We start from the raw sequence: 21,606 nt of genomic DNA on the forward strand, positions 1-21,606 counted from the left end.
ATCCGCTCAGCTTCCGACACGACGGTGGGTGCGCAGCAGCAGCCACAGCAGCACCGGGATGCCGATGAACGAGGTGATGACACCCACCGGCAGTGCTGAGGAGAACAGGCGCACGGCAGCGAAGTCGGCGGTGAGCATCATGACCGCGCCCACCAGCGCCCCGCCGGCCACCGGCGGACCTTCGGTGCGCATCGCCGCGAGCGCGATCTGCGGGGCGGCGAAGGCGACGAAGGGCACAGGCCCGGCGACCGCCGTGACGACCGCGGCTAAGCCGATCGCTGCGATGAGCAGCATGAGCTGACCGCGCGGCACATGAATGCCCAGCCCGCCGGCGATCCGCACGTCATAGCGCAGCAGCGCGAGTGTGCGGCCGAGCAGCACGAGCAGCACGAGGATGATCGCGATTATGAGCGCGACCGAGGCGAAGATCTCGGTGCGCACCTGATTCAGGCTACCGGTCAGCCACGTGAGGCTGGAGGCCAGTCCGGGCAGGTCGGCATGCAGGAGCACCCACGAGGTCGCCGCACCGAAACCGGCGTTGACCCCCAGGCCGACGAGCACCACCCGGTGCGGTGCCAGGCCGCGCCGCCACGCCAACGCGAGGACGAGGCTGCCGGCGATGAGTCCGCCAGCGAGCGCGGCCAACGGGACCGGCAGCCCAGCGATCCAGGATTGGACGCTCAGCAGCGCACTCGAACTGGCTAAAGCGAGGACAGCAGCGGTGCTGGCGCCGGCGGTGACGCCGATGATGTCGGGGCTGGCGAGCGGATTGCGCAGCAGCGACTGGGTGATCGCACCGGCAGCCCCGAGCCCCACCCCGACGATGATCGCCCCGATGACCCGCGGCGCCCGAAGCTCCGTGACGACGAAGCTGCCGGTACCGGCGTCGAGGCCGAGGACGGCGCGCACTACCCCGGGAATCGGCACATCGACGTCCCCGGTCGACAGCGACAGCAGCGCGAACACGATGCCGACGCAGCCGAACACACAGGCGACGAGGACACGCCGAGTGAGCCCGCCTCGGGCACGGGACCCGTGACCGCGGAGACCGCGGCTACCCGGCGTCATCGAGTCACCGCCCGGGCGATGACGACGAACACCGGCGCGCCGATGAGCGCGGTTGCCACCCCGACCGGCAGCTCGCCGTGGGTGACGACCACCCGGCCGAGCACATCGGCGGCCAGCAGGAGCACCGCCCCGATCGGCGCGGTTAGCAGCACTGCGGCGATCGGCGCATCGGGCATCAGACGGCGAGCCACATGCGGGCTCAGCAGCCCGATGAACGCCAGCGGCCCGGTGATCGCCGTTGCTGCGGCAGCCAGCACGGCGATCGCGCTGATGCCGATGGTCCGGTCGGCCGCGACATTGCGGCCGAGCCCGGCTGCCAGCTCATCGCCGAGCGCCAGACCCGGCCAAGCCGGCAGATTCACAAGCGTCAGCACGATCCCGGCGGCCAGCAGCGGGGCGATCGCCGGCAACAGATCGAGCTGCCGGTTGACCAGCGCGCCGGTCGACCAGCCCTGGAAGGAGCGCATGATCTCCTCATGGGTCAGCACGATCGCCGTTGAAGCAGCACCGAGCAGCGCGCTCGTGATCGCCCCGGTCAGCACGATCGTCGTGATCGGGCCGAAGGCGCGGATCCGCCCGGCGATGAGCAGGACGAGCGCCCCGCTGAGCGCGGCACCGACGAGGGCGCACCACACGTACTGCAGCGGCGCGTTGAGGCCGAGGAACGCCATCCCGGCGATGACCGCGAACCCCGCTCCCGAGGTCACGCCGAGCAGCCCGGGGTCGGCGAGCGGATTGCGGGTGTGGACCTGGGCGAGCGCGCCTGCGACACCGAGTGCGGCGCCGGCGATGAGCCCGACGATGGTGCGCGGGATCCGCAGTCCCCACACGACGGCGACGGCCTCGGAGCCGGCCGCGGCAGGGTCGCGCAGCACCGTGAGGACCTGGCTGAGCGGCATCGGCTGCGATCCGAAGGCCACGCTGGCGGCAGCGCTGAGCATGACAGCTACGGCGGCTGTGGCCGTGATGAGCGTCAGGCGCAGGCGCCGGTGGCGGCGGGTCGCCGTTCCCGGGGCGGTGGCTGGGGTGCCGGAGGGGATCGTCATGGCCGCCTCCCTCCGGCAGGGCAGACGCCGCCGCCGGCGGTGAGCTCGTCGAGCCACGATGCTGTGGCCAGCAGCCAGCTGCCATCGTGCAGCAGCGCGTGGTGGCCGCCGTGCAGGTCGAGGCGTATCGAACCGGCTGTCGTGCGGGCTGCCCAGTCGTCCATCGCTGCGGGAGGGACCAGCGGGTCGTCGTCTGCGCTGAGCAGCAACAGCGGCACGTCGAGGACGGCGTCGGCAGGCGATGCTGGAGCTTCGGCGGCGATGAGGTCGGCGCGCAGCGCAGCGGCGGTGAGGGCGAGGAGCTCGTCGCATGCGAGCAGATCGGCGGGCAGGCCGCCGAGCTCACGCACCCAGGTGAGCAGCGCCTCGGCGGTGGACATGTGCGGGTCCGGATGCCGGCGGTGACCCGGCGCGGGAACCTGCGCGGCACACCCGGAGACGATGAGCCCGGCCACCGGGAATCCTTCCGCTCTCAGCTGGAGCGCCGTGTCGAAGGCGACGCGCGCGCCGAAACTGTGCCCGAGCAGCACCACACCCGGTGCACTGCTCAGTTGTGCGCGGATGGCAGCGGTGGCTTCCCCGGAACGTTCGGCGCAGGTGAGCGTGTGCGGTTCGCGCAGGCGGGATTCGCGTCCCGGATACTGCACAGCCCACACCGTGGAGAACAGCTGTCCTGCCACCGGGCTGGTGAGCCCTTCCACCGGGCTGGTGGGTGCTTCCTCTGGCCCGGTGAGGCGGGGCGCAAGCCGGCGGTAGAACGAGGCGCCCGCCCCGGCAGGTGGGAAGCACACGAGCGCAGGCTGGGCGGCGCCTCCGCTGCCGGGCAGCGCGGTGAGCACGAGAGTCATCGGATCGTCCATGCTGTGGTCCTAGCCGTCGGCCGGCTCTGTGTGGTGGTCGTGGTTGGCGGTGCCGCGCCGCCAATAGCCGTCGACATCCCAGTGGTCGCGGGAGAAGCCGGCCTCCTTGACGAAGCGTCGGGCCGCGCGGATCGACTGGGCCTCACCGGCCACCCACACGAACCCGTTACGGTCGGGATAGTCATGGGCGATGATCGCCTCGCTCAGCAGTTCAGTGCTGCCGGCAGGAGCTCCGTTGCGGTGGCACCACACGGTGGTGAGGTCAGAGCGCGTCGGCAAGGCGATATGCGACTGCGGGCCGTCGACTTCGATATAGGCGCACACCGGCACCCCGTCGCGCAGCCCCTCCACCCAGCGGGCCAGCGCCGGCAGCGCGGTCTCATCCGCGGCGAGGACATACCACGAGTAGACGTCCTTGATGAGGAACGCCCCGCGCGGTCCGAGCGCGCCGAGCCGATCACCGGGGGCGGCGCTGGCAGCCCAGCGGCCGGCGACACCATGATCGTGGAGGACGAAATCGACGTCGAGCAGACCCGCCTCGGCGTCGAACCAGCGGACCGTGTAGTCACGGTACGTCAGACCGCGCGGTGACCAGCGTCCCTCGGTCAGGGTCGGCAGCACCGGTGAACCGTCGTCGGCGGTGTCGAAGAACAGCTTGAAGTGATCTTCCGGGGCGACTGCCGGGAAGCCTGCGAATCCGTCATCGGCGGTGAAGCGGATCCGTGCGAGCGTGGCGGAGAGTTCGGCGCGGGCGACGACGGTGAGGGTGCGTGGCCGAAGGTCGAAGGAGTAGCCGGCGGTCAGCTCGTCCTCCTCGGCAGGTTCCGGGCTGGTGGTGCACCAGCCGCGCGGTTCGCGCGGCACAAGACCGGCGGTCAGCGGGGGGTTCTCAGGGTGCGATTCGGTGGTCATGCGTGTTCCTTCTCTCGATTCGAATGGATATGCCCGCGCACCGCAGACCGGGCCAGCAGTGCGCATGTGAGGACAGCGGCGATGACACCGCCGATGCTGATGGCAGCCCCGGCGCCGAGGACGCGGGCTGCCAGCGACAGGAGGGGACCGCCGAGGGTATCGCCGACGGTTGCCTGCGCCTGCCACAGACCGGTGATGCGCCCGCGCAGCCGGTCGGGGGTGCGGGAGCTGATGATCGTGAAGCGCAGGATCTCCCCGATGACATCGCCGGTGCCGACGACGGCGAGGAAGACGAACGCCAGCCACAGCGATGTGCTCTGACCGAACGCCGCGACTCCGAGCGCTGAGGCGGTGAAGACGACAACGACGATGACCGAGAGGCGGGACCGCCCGGAGATCCACCCGCTGCTCAGCCCTGCCAGCAGAGCACCGCAGGCAGGCGCACTGTAGAGCAGACCGACCTCGGTGTTGCCGCCGCCGAGTGCGGTGGCGACGAACTCGGGAATGAGCACGAACGGCGAGGCGAACAGAATCTGGATGAACCCGATGAGCAGCACCGTGCCGACGACACGGTCGCGGCGGGAGAACGCCCACGCCTCGGCGGTCTGGGTGCGCAGCTGACGCAGATGCCCGCGCAGCCAGCCGGTCACCGTGGCCGCGGTGCCCGCACGCGGTGCGCTCGCCTGCAGGGAGGCGGCCGTTGCGGAGGGGTCACGGAGCGAGTCGGCCTCATCTGCAGGTTCGGGCGGTAGCGCAGGGATCCGGCAGATCGCCAGCCACGACACGATGCCGAGACCGACGACGATCCACATCACGAGCGCTGGATCGAACCGGGCGATGAGCACACCGGCCAGTGCCGGGGCCGCTGCTGCGCCGAGGTCGATGCTCAGCGCCATGATCGCTCCGGTGGCCGGCAGCTCCTCGGCTCGCACCACCGCTGGGATCGCGGCTCCGAAGGCAGCTGCACCGGCCGAGCCGATCGCCGCATCGAAAGCGGTGATGACGTAGATGGCTGCGAGGGAGGTTTCCGGTAGCATCGCGTTGAGCGCCAGGGCTGCGAAACCGAAGACCGCCAGTCCACGGGTGGTGAGGATGACGATGCGCCGATCGACTCGGTCAGCAATCGCCCCGCCGATGAACGACCCGGCCACCGAGCAGACTCCGAGCACAGAGTTGACCAAGGCGATGTGCAGCGATGAACCGGTGAGCGCATAGATCTGCACATTGACGGTGACGACCAGCATGGACAGGCCGAACACCGTGAGTACGCGGCCGATGAACAGCGCCCGGAAGACCCGATTGCTGCGCAGCAGAGTGACGTCGATTCCCCAGCGGAGGAAGAAATCTATCATGCCTGTGAGGTGCGCGGGGTGATGTCGGGCCAGTGCTCGTCGGTCCAGACGAGCGCGTCATGGCGGTCGGTGGGTCCGTAGACCGGTGTCCAGCCGTCGGGCACCGCAGCGAACGTCGGCCACAGACTGTGCTGGCCGGCGGCGTTGGTGAGGACGAGGAAGGTGCCGGAGTCGTCATCGAAGGGATTCATACGTTCTTCTTTCAGTGGTGGTGTCTGTTCTGTCAGTGGTTCTGTCTGGCGGTACCGCGCTGCGGAGCTGCGCGGTCACCGGGATTCTCAGGTGTAGCGGGAGCCCAGCAGCGTCATGAGCTGCTCAGCATTCGACGGGGTGGTGAACGATTCGTGGTCGATGTCCATCCGCAACGTCCGTAGCCGGGTGCCGGCTGTTGCGGCCAGCTGTTGCCATGCCTGTTCGACGGCGACCAGTCGCTCAGGAGTGCTGTCGAGCACGGCTGACACCACAGTGGTGTCAGCACGCGGCACGACTGCCGGCAACTCGGAGAGCAGCTGACTGTTGACCGTCCAGCAGTCGAGCATGGCGTCGAGTTCAGCGGCTGTGAAGTGGGAGAACACCCCTGCCGAGGTCGCGAGATGGGTAAGGACATCACCCCGGTCGTACGGTGGTGCCAACCAGGCCGGGGCCTCCGTGCCGGAGGCCTTGAGCACGAACGCGAGCGCCTCCTGCTCCGGATCGGCTGCCATACGATCACCTTCGTCGCCTGCCTGCTCGGCAGCGCGTGGGCTGTTGCGCTCGCCGGTCTTCCCACTGACCTTTCCGCTGGGCGGGCCGGGGTCGAGCAGCACCGCTGCGCTGACCGTGATCCCGTGCGCGGCGAGTGCCGCCTCGAGATGACCGATGAGATGAGCGCCGAACGACCAGCCGATGAGCTGCACCCTCCGCGGCGGCGTCCCACCGGCGGCGAGGAGTTCGGCGATGATGGCATCGACGAGCATTTCCACCAGCGCCTCCGGATCCGACGGCCGACCCGCCGGCCAGCCGGCCAGACCAGGAGACTGCACAGCCCACGCCCGCCTGCCTGCCGGCAGGTGAGCGGCGAGGGTGCTGAATGACCAGCCGAGTCCGAGCGCTCCATGGATGAACAGCACCGGCTTAGCAGCATCATCGGCAGCAGCGGTATCGGCTGCACTGTCACCGCCCAAAGCCAGCATCACCGCATGCGCATCAGCAGCGGTACCGAGCCGATGAGCCAACCCGCGCGGGGTCGGGGCTGCGATGACAGTGGCCACGGACACGCGCCTGTCGAGACGAGCAGACAGCAGTGTGGCGGCCCGCATGGCGGTCAGCGAATGCCCGCCGAGGGCGAACAGGTCATGTTCGGCACCGCATTCGCCAATGCCGAGTGCGGTGGCGAAGACCTCGCAGATCTGTTCTTCGAGCTCGGTGCGTGGCGGTGTGTACACCGGCTGAGCGAAATCCGGTTCCGGCAGAGCGGCGACGTCGAGCTTCGAGTTCACCGTCAGCGGCAGCTGCGGCAGCGTCATCACCGCAGCCGGCACCAGATGCTCCGGCAGCCGGGCCCGCAGTTCGCGGCGCAGCCGCTTCCCGAGTTCCTCACCGGTTGGACCCTCGGCATCCGGCAGGTCTTCTGCGCCCGCCGGACCCTCGGCACTGTGGCCGGCTGCGGCGGGCACGACATAGGCGACAAGTGCGTGGGAGCCTGCCGGGGTGCGCACCGGAAGCACCGCGCAGGTGCGCACGAGCGCAGACCGGGCGAGGGCGGCCTGCACCTCTCCCGGTTCGACCCGGTGACCGCGGATCTTGACCTGACCATCGCCTCGGCCGTGGAATCGCAACTGCCCGTCAGCACCGCGGCTGACGATGTCGCCGGTGCGGTACATGCGCTGACCAGGCACCCCGAAAGGGCAGGCGGTGAACCGTTCGGCGGTGAGCGCCGGCTGCCGGTGATAGCCCTCAGCCAGACCGACCCCGGTGACCCACAGCTCCCCGGGCACATCGTCGGGCACCGGTTCGAGGGAGGAATCGAGGACGAAGACATCAGTCACCGCGATCGGAGAGCCGACGGTCGGTTCGGCGGCATCATCGGTGCCGCCGCCGAGCGTGTTGATCGTGTACTCGGTGGGACCGTAGAGGTTGTAGCCGAGCACTCCGGGGGTGTCCCGCAGCCGCGCCCACAGCCCGCTCGTCACCGCCTCCCCGCCGAGAAGCACGAGGCGCGGGCGATGGCCGGCCAACAGGCCCGCCTCGACGAGAGCCTCACCCAGCGACGGCGTCACGTTGATGACATCCACCTGCGCGGCGTTGAGCATGCTCACCATCAGCTGCGGATCATGCCGGGTCTCGTCATCACAGATGAGGACCGTGTGCCCGTCGATGAGCCACAGCAGCTCCTCCCAGGACATATCGAAGGCGAAGCTCACCGCGTGGGCGACTGTGAACGGGTGCTGCCGGTCAGCGCCGGCGGGTGCGAAAATCTTCGCGCGGTGATTGTGCAGCATGTTGACAAGACCGGCATGGTCGATCCGCACACCCTTCGGCTCACCTGTCGAACCGCTTGTGTGGATGACATAGGCGAGATCGGAGTGCCGATACCCCGGATGCAGCTGCCGGGCGGACGATGCCTGCGCTGAGGGCGAGCCGCCGTCAGGGAGGACGACCGGCAGCGCGGGCACATCCGTCGGGGCTGCAGCACCGCCAGCGAGCACAGCGGACACACCGCTGCGGGCGAAGATGCCGCTGCGGTGGGCCGGTGGGTGCGCCTGGTCGACTGGAAGATAGGCGGCTCCAGCGGCGAGCACCGCGAAGATCCCGACGACCGCGCTGATGCCGCGGGGCACATCGATGCCGACGAGATCACCCGGCTGGGCTCCGGCTTGCCGGAGCTCAGTTGCAGTCGCGGCGATGCTCGCCCACAGCTGCTCGTAGCTCAGCGTCTCATCCCCGCAGATGAGCGCGGTGCGGGCTCCGTGCGCCCGGGCGGTCTGTTCGAGCAGCTCGCACAGCGAGGCGTTGCCGAGCCCGCCGGCGCCACTCTCAGCCTGACCAGCGTCACTGCCCCCGCAGCGGGTGCGGGCGAGCCAGCGTTCGTGCGCGGCCTCAGGCCACAGCCGCAGCGTGCCCACCTGTCCCTGCGGGTCAGCGCTCAGCTGCTCCAACAGCCGGCAGGCGGCCTCGAGGATCGCGCTCGCCTGCTGATCGCTGACGGTGTCCTCCCGGTAGGACAGGATCAGCTGGGTCGACTCACCGGGATGGACGATGAAGGTGAGCGGATAGTGCGTCGCATCCCCACCCTCGAGCTCCGTCAGCCCGGTGGCAGCCGAGAGCTCTGTGAGCCCGTCGTCATCCTGCGGGGTGTTGCGCATGACGTAGAGCGTGTCGAACAGCGGGCCGAGCGCTGCCGCACGCTGGATCGCACCCAGGCCCACATGGTGGGCATCGAGCACCGCCGTCTGCGCACGGTGGGAGGCGGCCATGAGCTCGGCGACGGTCTCATGCGGGCGGACGGTGACCCGCTGCGGAACGGTGTTGAGAAACAGCCCGACCATCGCCTCGGCTCCGGCAAGCTCAGCAGGTCGACCCGAGACCGTCGTGCCGAACACCACGTCGTCACGGCCGGTGAGCCCGCGCAGCACCAGACCCCACACGGTCGAGAACACCGTCGACACCGACACCGCACAGCTGCGGGCGAAAGCCTCGATGCCTGCGGTCAGTTCGGCACCGAGGTCGTATTCGACGACGGCAGGCAGCACGGTCTGACCGGTCTGCGCCTCGGCGACGAGCGTGCCAGCGTCGAGACCGTCGAGCGCGTCCGCCCAGCGGCGCAGACCCGCCGTCTCATCCTGGGCAGCCAGCCAGGCGAGGTAGCTGCCGAAGGACGGCGGTTCCGGCAGCGTGTCATCGCTGCCGCCGGCGGCCAGATGGGCGAGCAGCTCGGTCACGATGAGCGCATCCGACCAGCCGTCGAACAGAATGTGGTGATTGGTCACGACCAGCGCCGACCGCGCCTGGCCGTTGAGTGCTGGCAGCCGCACATCGACGAATCGGATGAGCGGTGGTCGGTCCATGACGAAACGGGTTTCGCGCTCCCGGCGCTGAATCCGCTCCAACCCGGCCGCCGCCTCGGGGGCGGGCAGGGCGGTGAGGTCTTCGACGGTGAGCGGAACCGGCACCTCGGGGGCGATGAACTGGACCGGCCGCTCGCCGACCGCGGTGGTGAACCCGGCACGCAGCACCTCATGTCGGCGCAGCAGCGCGGCACACGCCGCGGACGTCTGGGCGGGGCTGGGTGCCGGGCAGAAGCGGTAGGTCGACTGCATCGAGTAGACGTCGAGAGTGGAGTCGTCGCCGAGGGCGTGGAACAGCAGTCCCTCCTGCAGCGGGGCCAGCGGCCATACGCGCACATCAGGCGTCACGGTGGAAGTCATCGGTTCCTTTCACAGTCGGAGCTGTCTGAGCGGCCGGGGCGCGGCCCAGGTCGTCGGGTCAGGGAGTGTCGGGTCATGTGGTCTCGATCTTGGCAAGCAGCGCCACGAGCGCATCGTGTCCTGCCGCGTCGAGGTCGGCGTCCGGGACGGCTGGGCTGGGTTCGCGGGACGGTTCCGGAGTCTCCAGCGGCACGGCGGCCGAGGCCATCGCCCGGGACGTCGGGTGGGTGAACACCTGGGCTGCGGTGAGCTTCCACCCCGCGGCCCGCAGCGCGGTGATGACGGCCATCGCGGTGAGCGAATCCCCGCCGAGGGCGAAGAAGTCGTCCTCAGGCTCAGGCCGGCGCCCGAGCGCATTGGTCAGTGCCTCGGTGACGGCGGCGAAGGCATCGCTGGAGATCCCCGAATCCGCCGGTCCCGAGGCGGTGGCTGGGTCTGGTGCCGAGGCTGGCCCCGTTCCCGAGGTGGTGGTTGGGGCCGAGGCGGTGGCTGTGAGCGCCCTCGCGGTGGGGGCGAGGACGGCACGGACGGCGGCGATGAGCTCGCTGCTCGGCGCCTCGGCGGGTGCTGTGTGCAGGAACTGCAGCGCGGCACTGACGCCGGCGAGCAGGGACTCAGCTGTCTGCGCGTCGATGAGCTCGGTCGGATAGTCCAGCCGCAGCGCACCGGCCCGGACAGCCTGGTCGCCCGGGTCGTCGGTGTCGAATTCGACGGTCAGCGCAAGCGGATAGTGAGTGTCGTCAGAGCCGTCGACGGCACCGAGCTGCACTCCGGGTGCCAACTGTGTGCGGTGCGGGGTGGGATAGTTCTCGACCACGATGAGCGTATCGAACAGGGTGGGCGCCGACCGCCGGCGGGCCAGTTCTGTCAGCGGAGCCTCCGGAGTGGTCAGCGCCAATCGCGTCGCAGCCGTCAGGCCGGTCAGCGTCGAGCCGAGGTTCTGCGCACCGAAGCACGCTCCGACCGGCACCGTCTGCAGCAGCATGCCGATGGTCTCAGCGTCAGTGTGGGACCGCCCGGAGACGACCATGCCGGTGATGACCTCATCTGCATCGGCCACAGCGGCCAGCAGAGCCGTCCACGCTGCGGTCACCGCTTCAGCCTGCGAGAGCTGAAAGCGTCGCGCCGCCGAGGCGATGCAGGCCGGAAGCGGTGCGCTGAGCGTGGCGTGTGCAGAATCGACGGCGGAGATGAGAGCACCTGCGCGGCGCGGCAGGACTGCGTCCCAGCGCTGCAGCTCATGGTGGTTCTGCCCACGCGCCTGCCGGATGAGGGTGTGGCGGGTCAGCGGATGTGCGCTCAGTGAGCTGCGGCCGGTGGTTGAGTTGCGGCCGGCAGATGCGCTGCGGCCGGTGGATGAGCTGCAGCCAGTGCCCCTGATGCGGCCAGTGGGCCGGTGGCGCTGGGGCCCACCTGCGCGTTCGTGCCCGGGGTGTGCGGACTCCAGCTCTACGCGGTAGCTAGTGAAGAGCGCATCGACGACGAGCGGCACCGACCATCCGTCGAGGACAAGGTGGTGATCGAGCAGGGCAAGCCGGTGCGGGGTGCCGGCACTGCCGTGGACGAAGGCCCACCGGGTGAGCGGATCGGAGGTGACATCGAACGGCTCGGCGAGCCACGCCTCGGCGGCGGCACGGGAGGTGAAGACACGGAGGTCCGGAGTCGCCTGGGCGAGGGAGACGAGGACGTGCCGGCTGCCCAGCTGGGTCAGGCGCATCCGCAGCGCCGGTTCGCCGGCTGCCACCGCGGTGACGGCACGCTGGAGGGCGGCGGTGTCGATCGGGCCGGTGAGCTCGAGATCGGTGCGGGCCAGATAGCGGCCGTGCTCATCGCCCAGACTCTCCAAGGCAATGCCGGTCTGCGCGGCAGTCAGCGGCCACAGCCCGTCGACGCCTTCAGCCTGCAGGCGCGCCAGCTGGGGCGCGGCGGCGCCGACGAGGTCGAGCACCGGGCTGCCGAGGCCGAGGTCTGGGTCGCTGTTGCGGGTCGGGTCGCCGAGGTTGCGGCCTGGGTCAAGACCGCCGAAGTCTGGGTCAAGGCTGCCGAAGTCTGGGTCGATGCCGGGGCTTGCGCTGTCCTCGAGGGCGGCGGTGATCGCGGCGATGCGTGCGTCGACGGCGGCATCATCGAGCGAAGGGTCCGCGCACTGCCAGCGGAGCACCAGCTGCTCGCCGTCCAGCCCGGCGTTGAGCTCCCACGGGTGGGAGGCCGGCAGCGATCGGCCCGAACCGAGGGCGTCCTCGCAGTCGGCGGCATCGTCGACTACAGTCCAGTCCGCGCTGGCCCCGCCAGCAGGGGAGGTGTCTGCACTGCCTTCCCTGCCGAGGAAGTTGACGAGCAGATCAGCGCGGATGTCCTCGGCCGCACCGGTAAGTGCGAGGGCATCGGCGAATGCTGTGAGGGTGGCGCAGCGGGAGGCGCAGCTGCGCAGATGCGCGGCCGGGTTCAGCTGAGCTGCGTGCGGAAGCGGCACCGGCCAGGTCTGGGTGAACCAGCCGACGACCGAGGCGAAGTCGATTTGATCGCGTGGATCCCCGGTGGAAGTCAGCGGGCGGCCATGGCCTTCGAACTCGATGACCAGCCCGGTGTCGGCTGTGCGCGCGACAGCGGCGGCAAGCTGCACTTCGACGGGAGTGTCTGCTGCAGCACGGTCGAGCAGCGCTGCGGTAGCTGACCGGCTCAGCCGGACGGTGCGCTGCCAGGCTGCCCCGACCGCACTCAGCTGCCGGTGCGTGGCTGCTTCCGGTGCAGGTGCGCCGTCGGCGGCCTGCATCCGGTCGAACAGGGCGCGAGCCCCGTGCGCCTGAGCGCGCAGCTGGCCGGCGGCGGCATCGAGTGCGAGTGCCGCAGCACAGAAGCTCTCAGCTGGGGGCAGCTGTTCGCCGTGAGCGACCGCGCGCAGCTCCGCGATGAGCACCGGCCATGACACTGCATCGACGCCCAGATGGTGGGCGATGAGGACGAGGCGGTCGGCGCGGGTGCGCACTGCGGTCAACAGCCGACCGGCCGCCGGGTCGAGGGCTGCGGCAGCGGTGCGCAGTGCGCTCAGGTCATCGTGTGGTGCAGCCACGGCCGTGCTGAACAGCGGCCCGTCATCGAGTCCTTCGGCGGGGAGGACGCAGGCTTCCGTTCCGCGCAGCCGGAGGCGCAGCGCCTCATGGCGGGACACGAGGGTGCGCACCGCGCGGTGCAGCTGGCTGTCGGTGAGATCGGTGGGGATCCGCAGCGTCCGCAGCTGCAGAAAATGGTCAGCGCTGTCACCAATATGGGCGGCATACCACCGCAGCGCAGGCGTCAGCGGCACCGGCTGGACAGGTTCGGCCACCGCCTGGGCCGCGGTGTCCACCGCCGGCAGCTGAGCACCGGCGGGTGTCTGCTCATCTGCAGGTGTGTCTGCTGTGGGGCCGGTCGCTGCGGTGCCGAAAGAGATCCGAGCTGCCAGCGCTGCTGGGGTGCGGGCCTCGAAGATGTCGGAGATCTCGACGGTGCAGCCGGCACGTCGCAGCGCACCGACGACGCTCATCACCAGGATTGAGTCACCGCCGCCGGCGAAGAAGTCGTCATCGGCCGCGAGGGCATCAGCATCGAGTGCTGCTGCCATTACACGGCGTACCTGTTCGACGTGTTCGCGCTGAACTCTCGCGGTGGTGTCGGACTGGTCGTCATCGCGATCAGCGCCGACCGTGCCAGCCGTGACCGGGCGGGCCGGCGCCTCCTGAGTTGAGGAAAACTCGGGGTCTCCGGCCTCGGCGGGGAGACCGAGCACGGCCGTCAGCTGCCGGGCGAACCGGGCGAGCAGCGCCTCGGCTACCTCGGTTGCTGCACCGGGAGCGTCGAGTTCGAGTTCGAAGGCTGGCCCGTCGGGGCTCTCGAATCGGGTCAGGGTCACCGGGTAGCCTGATGCGTCCGCACCGCGCACCGGAACCACCCGGGGCAGCGCCGCCTGAGACTCCTGACCTGGGGTGCGGCCGGCAATGGAGGCATGGGCTGCTTCGATGACGAGGAGTGAGTCGCACGCGGTGCCGGTCAGTCTCGCAATAGCACCGGAGCCGAGGTGGGCGGCACGTTCGGTGCGTGCGGTCTGGCGCATGAGCGTTGTGCACAGCCGGTCGGCGGTAGTGCTCGCATCGGCGAGCACCGGACGGGTGGTGAGGAAGGCGCCGACAGCCCGTTCGATGCCGTCGATGGGCACATCGCGGCCTGCCGAGGTCAGGTCGAACACCACCTGCGGTGCTCCGGTGGTCTCCGACAGCGTGCGAGCCCACGCGGCTTGGATCGCCGCTGCCTGCGTGATGTCCATGCGCTGTGCGGCAGTCTGCATGGCCGCGGTGAAGCAGGCGTCTGGCTGCCATACTGCGCGCACTCGGGTTCGCCGGCGCGCCCGTTCAGATGCCCCCGCCTCTGCAGGCACGCACTCCTGCTCAGATGCCCCTACCTGGCTCGTCGCGCTCGCCTGCCCCGACGCATCTGTCCCAGCGGCGGGCATGACGATGGTGCGCACAGCCGGCCCGCGGAACAGCTCCCGCCATTCGGCCTCCCACTCGCCGGTGTCCTGCGCTGCACACCAGCGCAGGTACTGCGCCCAACCGGTGTCCACCGGTAGCGGCTCACCGCGCAGCGCCTTCGCAAACGACTCCGCCAGCAGCGGTGTCGTCCAGCCGTCAGCGAGCAGATGATGCACACCGAGGGCGAGCTCGACGGCCACCGGATCAGCGGCGCTTCGCCGCGGCAGACGCAGCCACACCGCACAGATGAGGCGGCCGCCGGCCAGCGACTGCTCGCTGATCGCCCGCTCGACAGCTGTGGTGCGCAGCGTGTCGAGATCCGCAGGCTCAGTCGCAGCATCTGCCGCATTGATGACGTGATGGACCATGCGTCCGGGATCAGTCGTGAAGGCCGCCGGCACCGCATCACTGCCCTGCGCGATGACGCTGCGCAGCGCAGGATGGGCGGCGAGCACCGCATCCCAGGCCGCCTCCACCCGCGGCTGTGCAAGCTGGTCAGCAGTGTCGGCTACCACCCGCAGCAGCGTGGCGGTGCGGTACGGGTCCGCATCGCCGGCCCGCATGCTCATCGCATACATTCCCGTCAGGGTTCCGCTCAGCGGCAGCTTCTCGCGCACCTGCACCCCGGCAGGCAGCACGGCCCGCAGTTCGGCAGGAATCTCGATGGCAGCAGGAACCTCGACGCCGACAGGGGCGGTGTCAGCTGCCGGGCCGGGCGCATCGCTGACGGCTGGGACGGCTGCGGCAGCGGCCTCGGCGAGTGTGTCGGCGCTGAGCAGGGCCCCGGCTTCGAGCGCCCAGCCGCTGCGCCGCAGCCAGGCGCTGACCCGGATGGCGGAGATCGAATCCCCGCCCAGGCTGCGCAGGGACAGCCGCGCATCGGCCCGCCCGATCACGTGCGCGGTCGCCTCGCACACGGCGGCCGCCGCCGAGGCGGCAGCTGGGGCGGCATCGTCGGCGTTCGTGCTGCCGGGTCGCGCCCAGACGGGCAGGGGCAGCGCCCGGGCATCGATCTTGGCGCTGCTGGTGAGGGGGAACGCATCGACAGACAGCACTGCCGAGGGGATGAGCGGGGGCGGCAGCATCTCGCGCAGTCCCCGGCGCACCGCCTCGGGATCAGAGAACGGCTCCTGGGGTTCCGGCTGCACCCAGGCGACCAGTCGCCTCCCGCCGCTCGGATGGTCAACCGCAGCCGCATGCGCGTGGCGGATGCCCGGCAGGCGGGTGAGCGCGGCGGTGATCTCCCCGGGCTCGATCCGGAAGCCGTTGATCGACAGCTGGTCGTCAGCCCGGCCCAGCAGTGCGAGGCTGCCGGCCGGGTCGATCCACGCACGATCCCCGGTGCGGTAGAGCCGCGCCCCGCCGGGGGCTGCTGTGAACCGTTCAGCCGTGAGCGCCGGTCTGCCGAGATAACCGTGGGCCAGCTGAGTGCCGCCTAGATACAGTTCGCCTTCGCAGCCGACAGCCACCGGGCGCAGCCAGGCGTCGAGCACGGCTGCAGTGGTCCCGCCGACAGCCCTGCCGACCCGCGGCTGCGCGCTGTCGCGCACGTCGGCGATGAACGCATCGACGGTGTTCTCCGTGGGACCGTAGGCGTTGAGCACGCGCGGTGTCGCGCGGTCACCGGTCAGCTGCCGCAGCTGCGTCCACAGCTGCGGTGGGAAGGCCTCACCGCCGGCAACGCAGACGGTCGGGAGAGTGGTGAGCAGACCGGCCGCCAGGTGGGAGGCCCACACTGCCGGGCCGAGGTCGAGGTAGTCGATGCGCTCACGTTCGAGCAGGGCGGCCAGGGCGTGAGGATCGAGCAGGGTCTGCGTGTCGACCAGGCGCACAGTGCGCGCGTCGAAGAGGCCGAGCAGAGCATCCCAATGAGCGTCGAAGTGCAGCGCATTGGTGTGGGCAATGACCTCGACGTCCTCAGTCCACAGCTGCCGGTGGTGGTGGGCGAGCAGCACGGCCATCGCCTCATGTGGCACCGCAACCGGTTTGGGCCGACCGGTCGACCCGGAGGTCAGCACCACAAACGCTGTGTCCGTCCCGGTCACCGGCCAGCCGGCAGGTGTGCAGCGGGCTGATGCTGCTGTGCCGTTCGACTCCGCAGGCGTGCGCAGCCGCAGACCGCTGGAATCGAGGAGGATATCGGCTGCAAGCTCGTCGAGCACCTCGGCGCGGCGCTGCGCTGGTGTCTGCGGGTCGAGGACCAGCGTGATGAAACCGGCGGTGAGAGAGGCCAGCAGCGCGGTGATCGCATCGACGCTACGGGACAGCTGCAGCGCGCAGATGGGGCGGTGTGTGCTGGTGCGTGCAGACATCGCGGTCAGCAACTGTGCGCGGCGGGCTGCGACCCGGGCTGTCAGCTGGGAGAACGTCAGGGTCTGGTCATCGGAGATGAGCGCCGGCTTGTGAGGATGAGCCGCACACGCAGCGGCGAAGGCCTCTGGCAGCAGGGGCAGCGCGTCCGGAGCGTGCTCGGCCGTGCTGCCGCCGAGCACGCGGGCCTGGACGCGCCGATCGTCGTCAGTGCGCAGGTCGATCGAGCTGACCTGTCGGTGCGGGTCCTCCCGCAGCGTGTGCAGCAGCCTCACGACTGCGGTGAGGAGGCGATTCTCAGTCCCAGCCGCAAGGCGGGAATCGACCTCGACGCGAATGCTGAGGGCGGAGGCGGGATCGCTGCAGCCCATCCAGCGGCGCTCCTCACTGCTGTCCCCAGCAGCGCGCTCTGCGGCGCCGGCGCGGCCGGGTGATGAGAGCACACTGGTGATCTCCACCGGGTAGTGGGTGCCGTCCTCGACATGCTCAAGCGTGAGCGTGATGTCGCCGCTGTCGGCATCGCGCAGCTGTGCTCGGGCAGGTTCACCGGCTGTCTCATGGGTGTAGAGGACCCCGGCGGGATCGGCGATGCCCAGCGCGCGCAGAATCCCGGACAGCCCGATGTGGTGGTACGGCAGACCGGCATTCCAGGCGGCTTCGAGGGAGCTGAGCACATCGGCCAGCGGTCCGGGTGCTGCACGGTGCGCCGCCAGCACCGAATCGGTGAACAGGCCCGGGGTGTTCTCCACCCCAGCCAGCCCTGAACCGCGGCCGTGAACAGGTATGACGATCGGTGTGCCGGTGGCGCCCGACAGCCAGTCGACTGCCAGGCTCACACAGCCGCGGAGCAGTGCTGCAGGAGTGGTGCCTCTGTCGCGGGCACACGCAGCGAGTGCAGCGGTGTGCTCGGGTGAGAAGGTGCGCTCACAGTTGCGGCGGGTGACATCTGCACTCTCAGCTGCCGAACCCTCAGCAGCACCCTCGCGGTCAAGCCACCGGGGGCGCGGCATGTCCGTCAGGTGGGCGAGCTCGCCTGCCCAGAATTCGGCTGCCGCGCTGTGGTCGGCGCGGTGCAGCTGCGCTAAGTGTTCGCTGTAGTCGCAGGTCTGAGGCGCCGGGCCTGGCTCGCTGGATCCCAGGCGGGCGAACTCGCTGAGCAGCAACGCCATCGACCAGGCATCGAGCACCGCATGATGCGCGGTCAGAAGCAGCACCGAACGGCACCCGGCATCGATGAGATGCCAGCGCAGCAGCGGTGGATCGGACAGATCGAAACCCTCACCGGCCTCAGCTGCGGCGATCTCAGCGACCCGAGCCTCCGCCTCGGCGGCGGTCACCGCACCCAGCGAGGTCACCCGGATCCGCGGGTCGACAGCGGTGACGAACTGGGTCGGTTCGACCTCGGCGTCGACGAGGAACCCGGCAGCCAGCTGCGGGTAGCGCGTCTGCACTGCGGCAGCGGCGCGTGCGAGTGTGGCCGGAGCGAGCGGGGCGGACAGCGCGATGCGCGCCTGACCGACATACGGGGCCGGGGTGCTCAGCAGGCCGCGCTGCAGCGGGGTCGTCGGCCAGATGATCGGAGCGGTCGTCAACGGTGGGGTCCTTTCGGGGAGTGAAGTCGGGACTGCAGCAGCGCTGTGACCGCTTCAGCGGCCGCCGGGTCAGCGGCCGGGAGACTGCCAGGGGAGTCGGCTGGGCGCCCCGCGCCGGAACCAGCGGGGAGGTCGTCAGGGGAGCCGTCCGGGAGACTGCCGGGGGAGCCAGCCGGGAGGCCACCAGGCGAGGCGGTCGGTGCGCAGGTCGCGGCGATGCGGGCGAGGGTGTGGTGCGTGAAGACCTCCGAGACCGAGGTGGTGAACCCTGCGTCTCGGAGCGCGGCGACAAGCCGGATCGCGGTGATCGAATCCCCGCCGAGGCGGAAGAAATCGGCATCGGCACGCGGGTCGCGGGTGTGCAGCACTGCGGCGAATGCGTCTGCGACTGCCGTTTCGGCAGGCCCATCCGGTCGGCGTCCGGAGGTGGCGGCCTGTGGTGCCGGCAGCCGGGCTGGGTCGATCTTCCCGGTCGCGGTGCGCGGGAAAGCGGGCACCGGCACCACCGCGGCGGGCAGCAGATGCTCCGGCAGGATGGCTGCGGCCGCCTCCCGCAGCTGCGTGGGTTCGGACTCCGTGGGTTCGGGCCCGGGAGCGTCGGACTCCGTGGCGCCTGGCTTCGTGGCGTCCGTGATCACCCAGGCGATGAGCTGGGTGCCGACCAACCGGGCCAGCGCCTGACGGACCGCCGGCAGACGTTCGAGACCGGCCTCCACTTCGCGGGGTTCGATGCGGTAACCGCGCACCTTGATCTGGTTATCGGCCCGACCGTCGTAGAGAAGATGCCCACCCGGCAGCATCCGCACACGGTCACCGGTGCGGTACATGCGCGAGCCGGCTGGCCCGAAGGGGTCGGCGACGAACCGTTCGGCGCTGCGCCCGGGCAGTCCCAGATAACCGTGCGCCAGCTGCTCACCGGCCAGCCACAGCTCGCCCTGCACGCCAGGCGGCACGGGGCGCAGCCAGTCGTCGAGAACATAGGTGCTCGTGCCCTCGACCCCGCGCCCGATGAGCGAACCGGCCTCTAACCGCACTGCGGCAGCAGCCGCGCAGTCCTGCGGGTCTGTTGAGCACAGGCGGGTGGCGTCGACGGTCGATTCGGTCGGGCCATAGTAGTTCGTGGCCTGGACCGGTCGGCCGTCGGCGGTGCGTGCGGCTGCGATCCGGTCCCACACATGGGCCGGGCAGGCTTCACCGCCGACGTTGATGTGCGTCAGGCTGTGGCCGCCGGCCAGCAGGCCCTCGTCGAGCATCGCGGCGAGCATCGTCGGGGTCGTGTCGACGGCAGTCGCGCGGTGAGCGCGCACAGCGGCAGTGCAGGCGCGCGGGTCGAGGGCGGTGTCGTGGTCGATGAGCACCACAGTGTGGCCCCACACGACGGCGGAGAGCAGATCCCACGAACCGTCGAACATGAGCGGCAGCGTCAGGGCCGCCGTGTGCTGCTGCCCCGGCGCCCACATCGCGATTCCGATGGCGTGCAGGTGCCGTCCCAGCGCAGCCTGGCCGATGAGCACCGGTTTCGGCCGACCGGTCGAACCGGAGGTGTGGATGATGTAGGCCGGGGAAGCGGCGTCGACGCAGTCCCATTCGGCGGTGGCGCTCGCCTCCCAGCCGGTGGTGCCGGCACACCCCGCGCCCGAGGCGGTGGTCGCCTCACGCCAGCTCTGCGACAGCTGGGGTGTCAGCCGCACCGCTGGTGGGGTGCCGGCGGTCTGCGCAGCTGTGGTGAGGTGGGCGACGAGGTCGCGGCGGCGGGCCTCCGGCCAACCGTGGTCGATGGGTGCGGCCGGGCGGCCGGCAGCTGCTGCGGCGAGATACCAGGCGATCGCATCACAGCCGCGCGGCAGATCGAGGATGATCGGCTGTGCCAGAGCGGTGTGCGCCGCCAGGGCAGCGGTCCGCTGGAGCACTTCGGCGTGCAACTGCGCATGCGTCCACGTGGTGTGTGCATGGATGAGGGCCGGGCGCTGCGGATGCCGGCGGGCTGCCGCGCGCAGCCGGGTGTGCAGCAGCGACACCGGTTCGACCCGGTCGGCTCGCGCAATGGACTGTGCTGCCACAGTGCCCGGTCCCACGGCAGCGGGCCCGGATGCTTCCGCAGTGGCAGTCTCCACTGCTCCCAGCAGTCGGTCGCCGGGGGCTGCGAAGGAGGCGAGCACTCGGGTGAATTCCGATGCCAGGGCGGCAACCGCCTCGGGTGCGGTGCCCGCTGGTGCGGTGAACGACAGAACCGGGCCGGTATCGTCGAACAGCACCGCGATCGACACGTCATCGAGCGGGCCTTCGGCCAGCGGCACGATGGAGGTGTGCAGGCCCGGGCTGTGCGGCAGCGGCCCGAAGAGCTTGACGTTGAGTTCGGTGCCGGTCGGCTGGGTGCCGGCGGCCAGGTGGCCGTGGAGGCTGAGCAGCGCTTCGGAGCGGAACCGACCGTGTGCCCGCAGCTGCCTGAGCTGGGCGGACACCTCGTGCAGCAGTGACGAGAGGGTGGCGGTCGGGTTGACGTGCACGGCGGCCGGGAGCACATTGACGGTGCACGTCGGGGCTTGGGCGGCAGCGCTGCCGAGGCGGTTCATGAGCGGAACGCCGATGACGACGTCGCGGCTGCCCGACCAGCGGGCGAGCACAACGGCCTGTGCGGCCAGCAGCAGATCGAGAGCCGAGCAGCCGTGGGAGTCAGCGAGCGCGTCGAGATCGACCTCGGGCCGGCAGCGGACCGGCTCAGGGATGGGGGCATCGGCGCGGGTGGGCAGCTGAGCTGCCGCGGACTGGGGTGCCGGATCGGACGGCTGACCTGCGGTGGAACGCGGCAGACGGAAGGAATGGACGGCACCGAGACGCGGCGGGCAGGCAGCCCAGTACGCGCGGTCGGCCTCGGCGGCGGCGGAGCGCTCATAGGCCTGCTCCTCAGCGGTCACCGCAACAGGATCAGTCCACGGGCGGGGAGCAGAGGCCACCCCGGTCAGGTGCAGATAGGTGCGCAAGATGCGCCGGAGGACCAGATGGACGCCATAGCCGTCGAGGAGCAGATGATGCACCGCCAGCGAGACCGCCGCCTCTGTCGCGGATAGCGCGAACACGCGAGCGGTGGTGAGCCTGTCGCGGCTGAGATCCAGCGGTGCTGTGACGTCTGCGCGGGCGAGCCTGACTGCGTCATCCCACCGCTGTGGCGCGTCGGAGCCGGGCAGGGTGTGCAGCGGATGTGTGATCACCGCGGCCGGGCGGCCCGGGCGCAGCGTGCCGGTGTCGGCGTCTCCGTGCAGGCGCAGGCTCAGCGACGGTGTTTCGTGCAGCACCCGTTCGACGGCTGTGCACAGCTGACTGTGGTCGATCCCCGGCGCTGGTGCACCGGAGGCACCGGACGCCCGGGGCGCGGAGGCGTCCGGCGCAGCGGCTGTCGCTGCGCTCACACGCAGCATGTCGCCGACGACGTAGTCGCTGGAGGACGGGTCGACAAGGCACGCCGCAGCGATGCCGCGCTGGGCACCGGTCAGCGGCAGACCGGCTGTCGGCAGACTCGCTGCCGGCAGCCCGGGACCGCGGTGATCAGGCATCAGC

Annotated in this window: 9 protein-coding genes; all 9 read right to left on the reverse strand. The window is 70.4% G+C overall.

Translation table 11 applies throughout. From position 1 onward, the window contains the following. Positions 1–6: 6 nt before the first annotated feature. Entirely contained in the window at positions 7–1,068 is a 1,062-nt protein-coding gene (locus H9634_RS03715; RefSeq protein WP_191725425.1) for a FecCD family ABC transporter permease, read from the reverse strand. Further along, positions 1,065–2,114, reverse strand: a complete 1,050-nt coding sequence (locus H9634_RS03720) for a FecCD family ABC transporter permease (RefSeq protein ID WP_191725426.1) — start codon at positions 2,112–2,114, stop codon at positions 1,065–1,067. Before H9634_RS03720 ends, H9634_RS03715 begins: the two co-directional genes overlap by 4 nt. Further along, the gene (locus H9634_RS03725) at positions 2,111–2,974 is read right to left on the reverse strand and encodes a thioesterase II family protein (protein WP_191725427.1); all 864 of its coding nucleotides are present in this window, start codon (positions 2,972–2,974) and stop codon (positions 2,111–2,113) included. The genes H9634_RS03720 and H9634_RS03725 overlap by 4 nt, the downstream gene beginning before the upstream one ends. A gap of 9 nt (positions 2,975–2,983) precedes the next feature. Next, positions 2,984–3,886, reverse strand: coding sequence for a siderophore-interacting protein (locus H9634_RS03730; protein ID WP_191725428.1), 903 nt, complete (start codon positions 3,884–3,886; stop codon positions 2,984–2,986). Beyond that, positions 3,883–5,238, reverse strand: coding sequence for an MFS transporter (locus H9634_RS03735; RefSeq protein ID WP_191725429.1), 1,356 nt, complete (start codon positions 5,236–5,238; stop codon positions 3,883–3,885). Before H9634_RS03735 ends, H9634_RS03730 begins: the two co-directional genes overlap by 4 nt. Further along, positions 5,235–5,429, reverse strand: a complete 195-nt coding sequence (locus H9634_RS03740) for an MbtH family protein (RefSeq protein ID WP_191725430.1) — start codon at positions 5,427–5,429, stop codon at positions 5,235–5,237. The genes H9634_RS03735 and H9634_RS03740 overlap by 4 nt, the downstream gene beginning before the upstream one ends. An 87-nt stretch (positions 5,430–5,516) precedes the next feature. After that, entirely contained in the window at positions 5,517–9,644 is a 4,128-nt protein-coding gene (locus H9634_RS03745; protein WP_191725431.1) for a non-ribosomal peptide synthetase, read from the reverse strand. A gap of 73 nt (positions 9,645–9,717) precedes the next feature. After that, entirely contained in the window at positions 9,718–18,051 is an 8,334-nt protein-coding gene (locus H9634_RS03750) for a condensation domain-containing protein (RefSeq protein ID WP_191725432.1), read from the reverse strand. Then, positions 18,048–21,602 (reverse strand): AMP-binding protein, encoded by a 3,555-nt coding sequence (locus H9634_RS03755; RefSeq protein WP_191725433.1) that lies wholly within the window; start codon positions 21,600–21,602, stop codon positions 18,048–18,050. The genes H9634_RS03750 and H9634_RS03755 overlap by 4 nt, the downstream gene beginning before the upstream one ends. Positions 21,603–21,606: the final 4 nt, after the last annotated feature.

It is taken from the genome of Brevibacterium gallinarum, from assembly GCF_014836885.1.
In the GTDB taxonomy this organism is placed as follows: domain Bacteria; phylum Actinomycetota; class Actinomycetes; order Actinomycetales; family Brevibacteriaceae; genus Brevibacterium; species Brevibacterium gallinarum.

Excerpts from the sequence above, each read along its gene's own strand:
- H9634_RS03715 (WP_191725425.1), bottom strand. The coding sequence starts at position 1,068 with ATGACGCCGGGTAGCCGCGGTCTCCGCGGTCACGGGTCCCGTGCCCGA.
- H9634_RS03720 (WP_191725426.1), bottom strand. The coding sequence starts at position 2,114 with ATGACGATCCCCTCCGGCACCCCAGCCACCGCCCCGGGAACGGCGACC.
- H9634_RS03725 (WP_191725427.1), bottom strand. The coding sequence starts at position 2,974 with ATGGACGATCCGATGACTCTCGTGCTCACCGCGCTGCCCGGCAGCGGA.
- H9634_RS03745 (WP_191725431.1), bottom strand. The coding sequence starts at position 9,644 with ATGACTTCCACCGTGACGCCTGATGTGCGCGTATGGCCGCTGGCCCCG.
- H9634_RS03730 (WP_191725428.1), bottom strand. The coding sequence starts at position 3,886 with ATGACCACCGAATCGCACCCTGAGAACCCCCCGCTGACCGCCGGTCTT.
- H9634_RS03735 (WP_191725429.1), bottom strand. The coding sequence starts at position 5,238 with ATGATAGATTTCTTCCTCCGCTGGGGAATCGACGTCACTCTGCTGCGC.
- H9634_RS03740 (WP_191725430.1), bottom strand. The coding sequence starts at position 5,429 with ATGAATCCCTTCGATGACGACTCCGGCACCTTCCTCGTCCTCACCAAC.
- H9634_RS03755 (WP_191725433.1), bottom strand. The coding sequence starts at position 21,602 with ATGCCTGATCACCGCGGTCCCGGGCTGCCGGCAGCGAGTCTGCCGACA.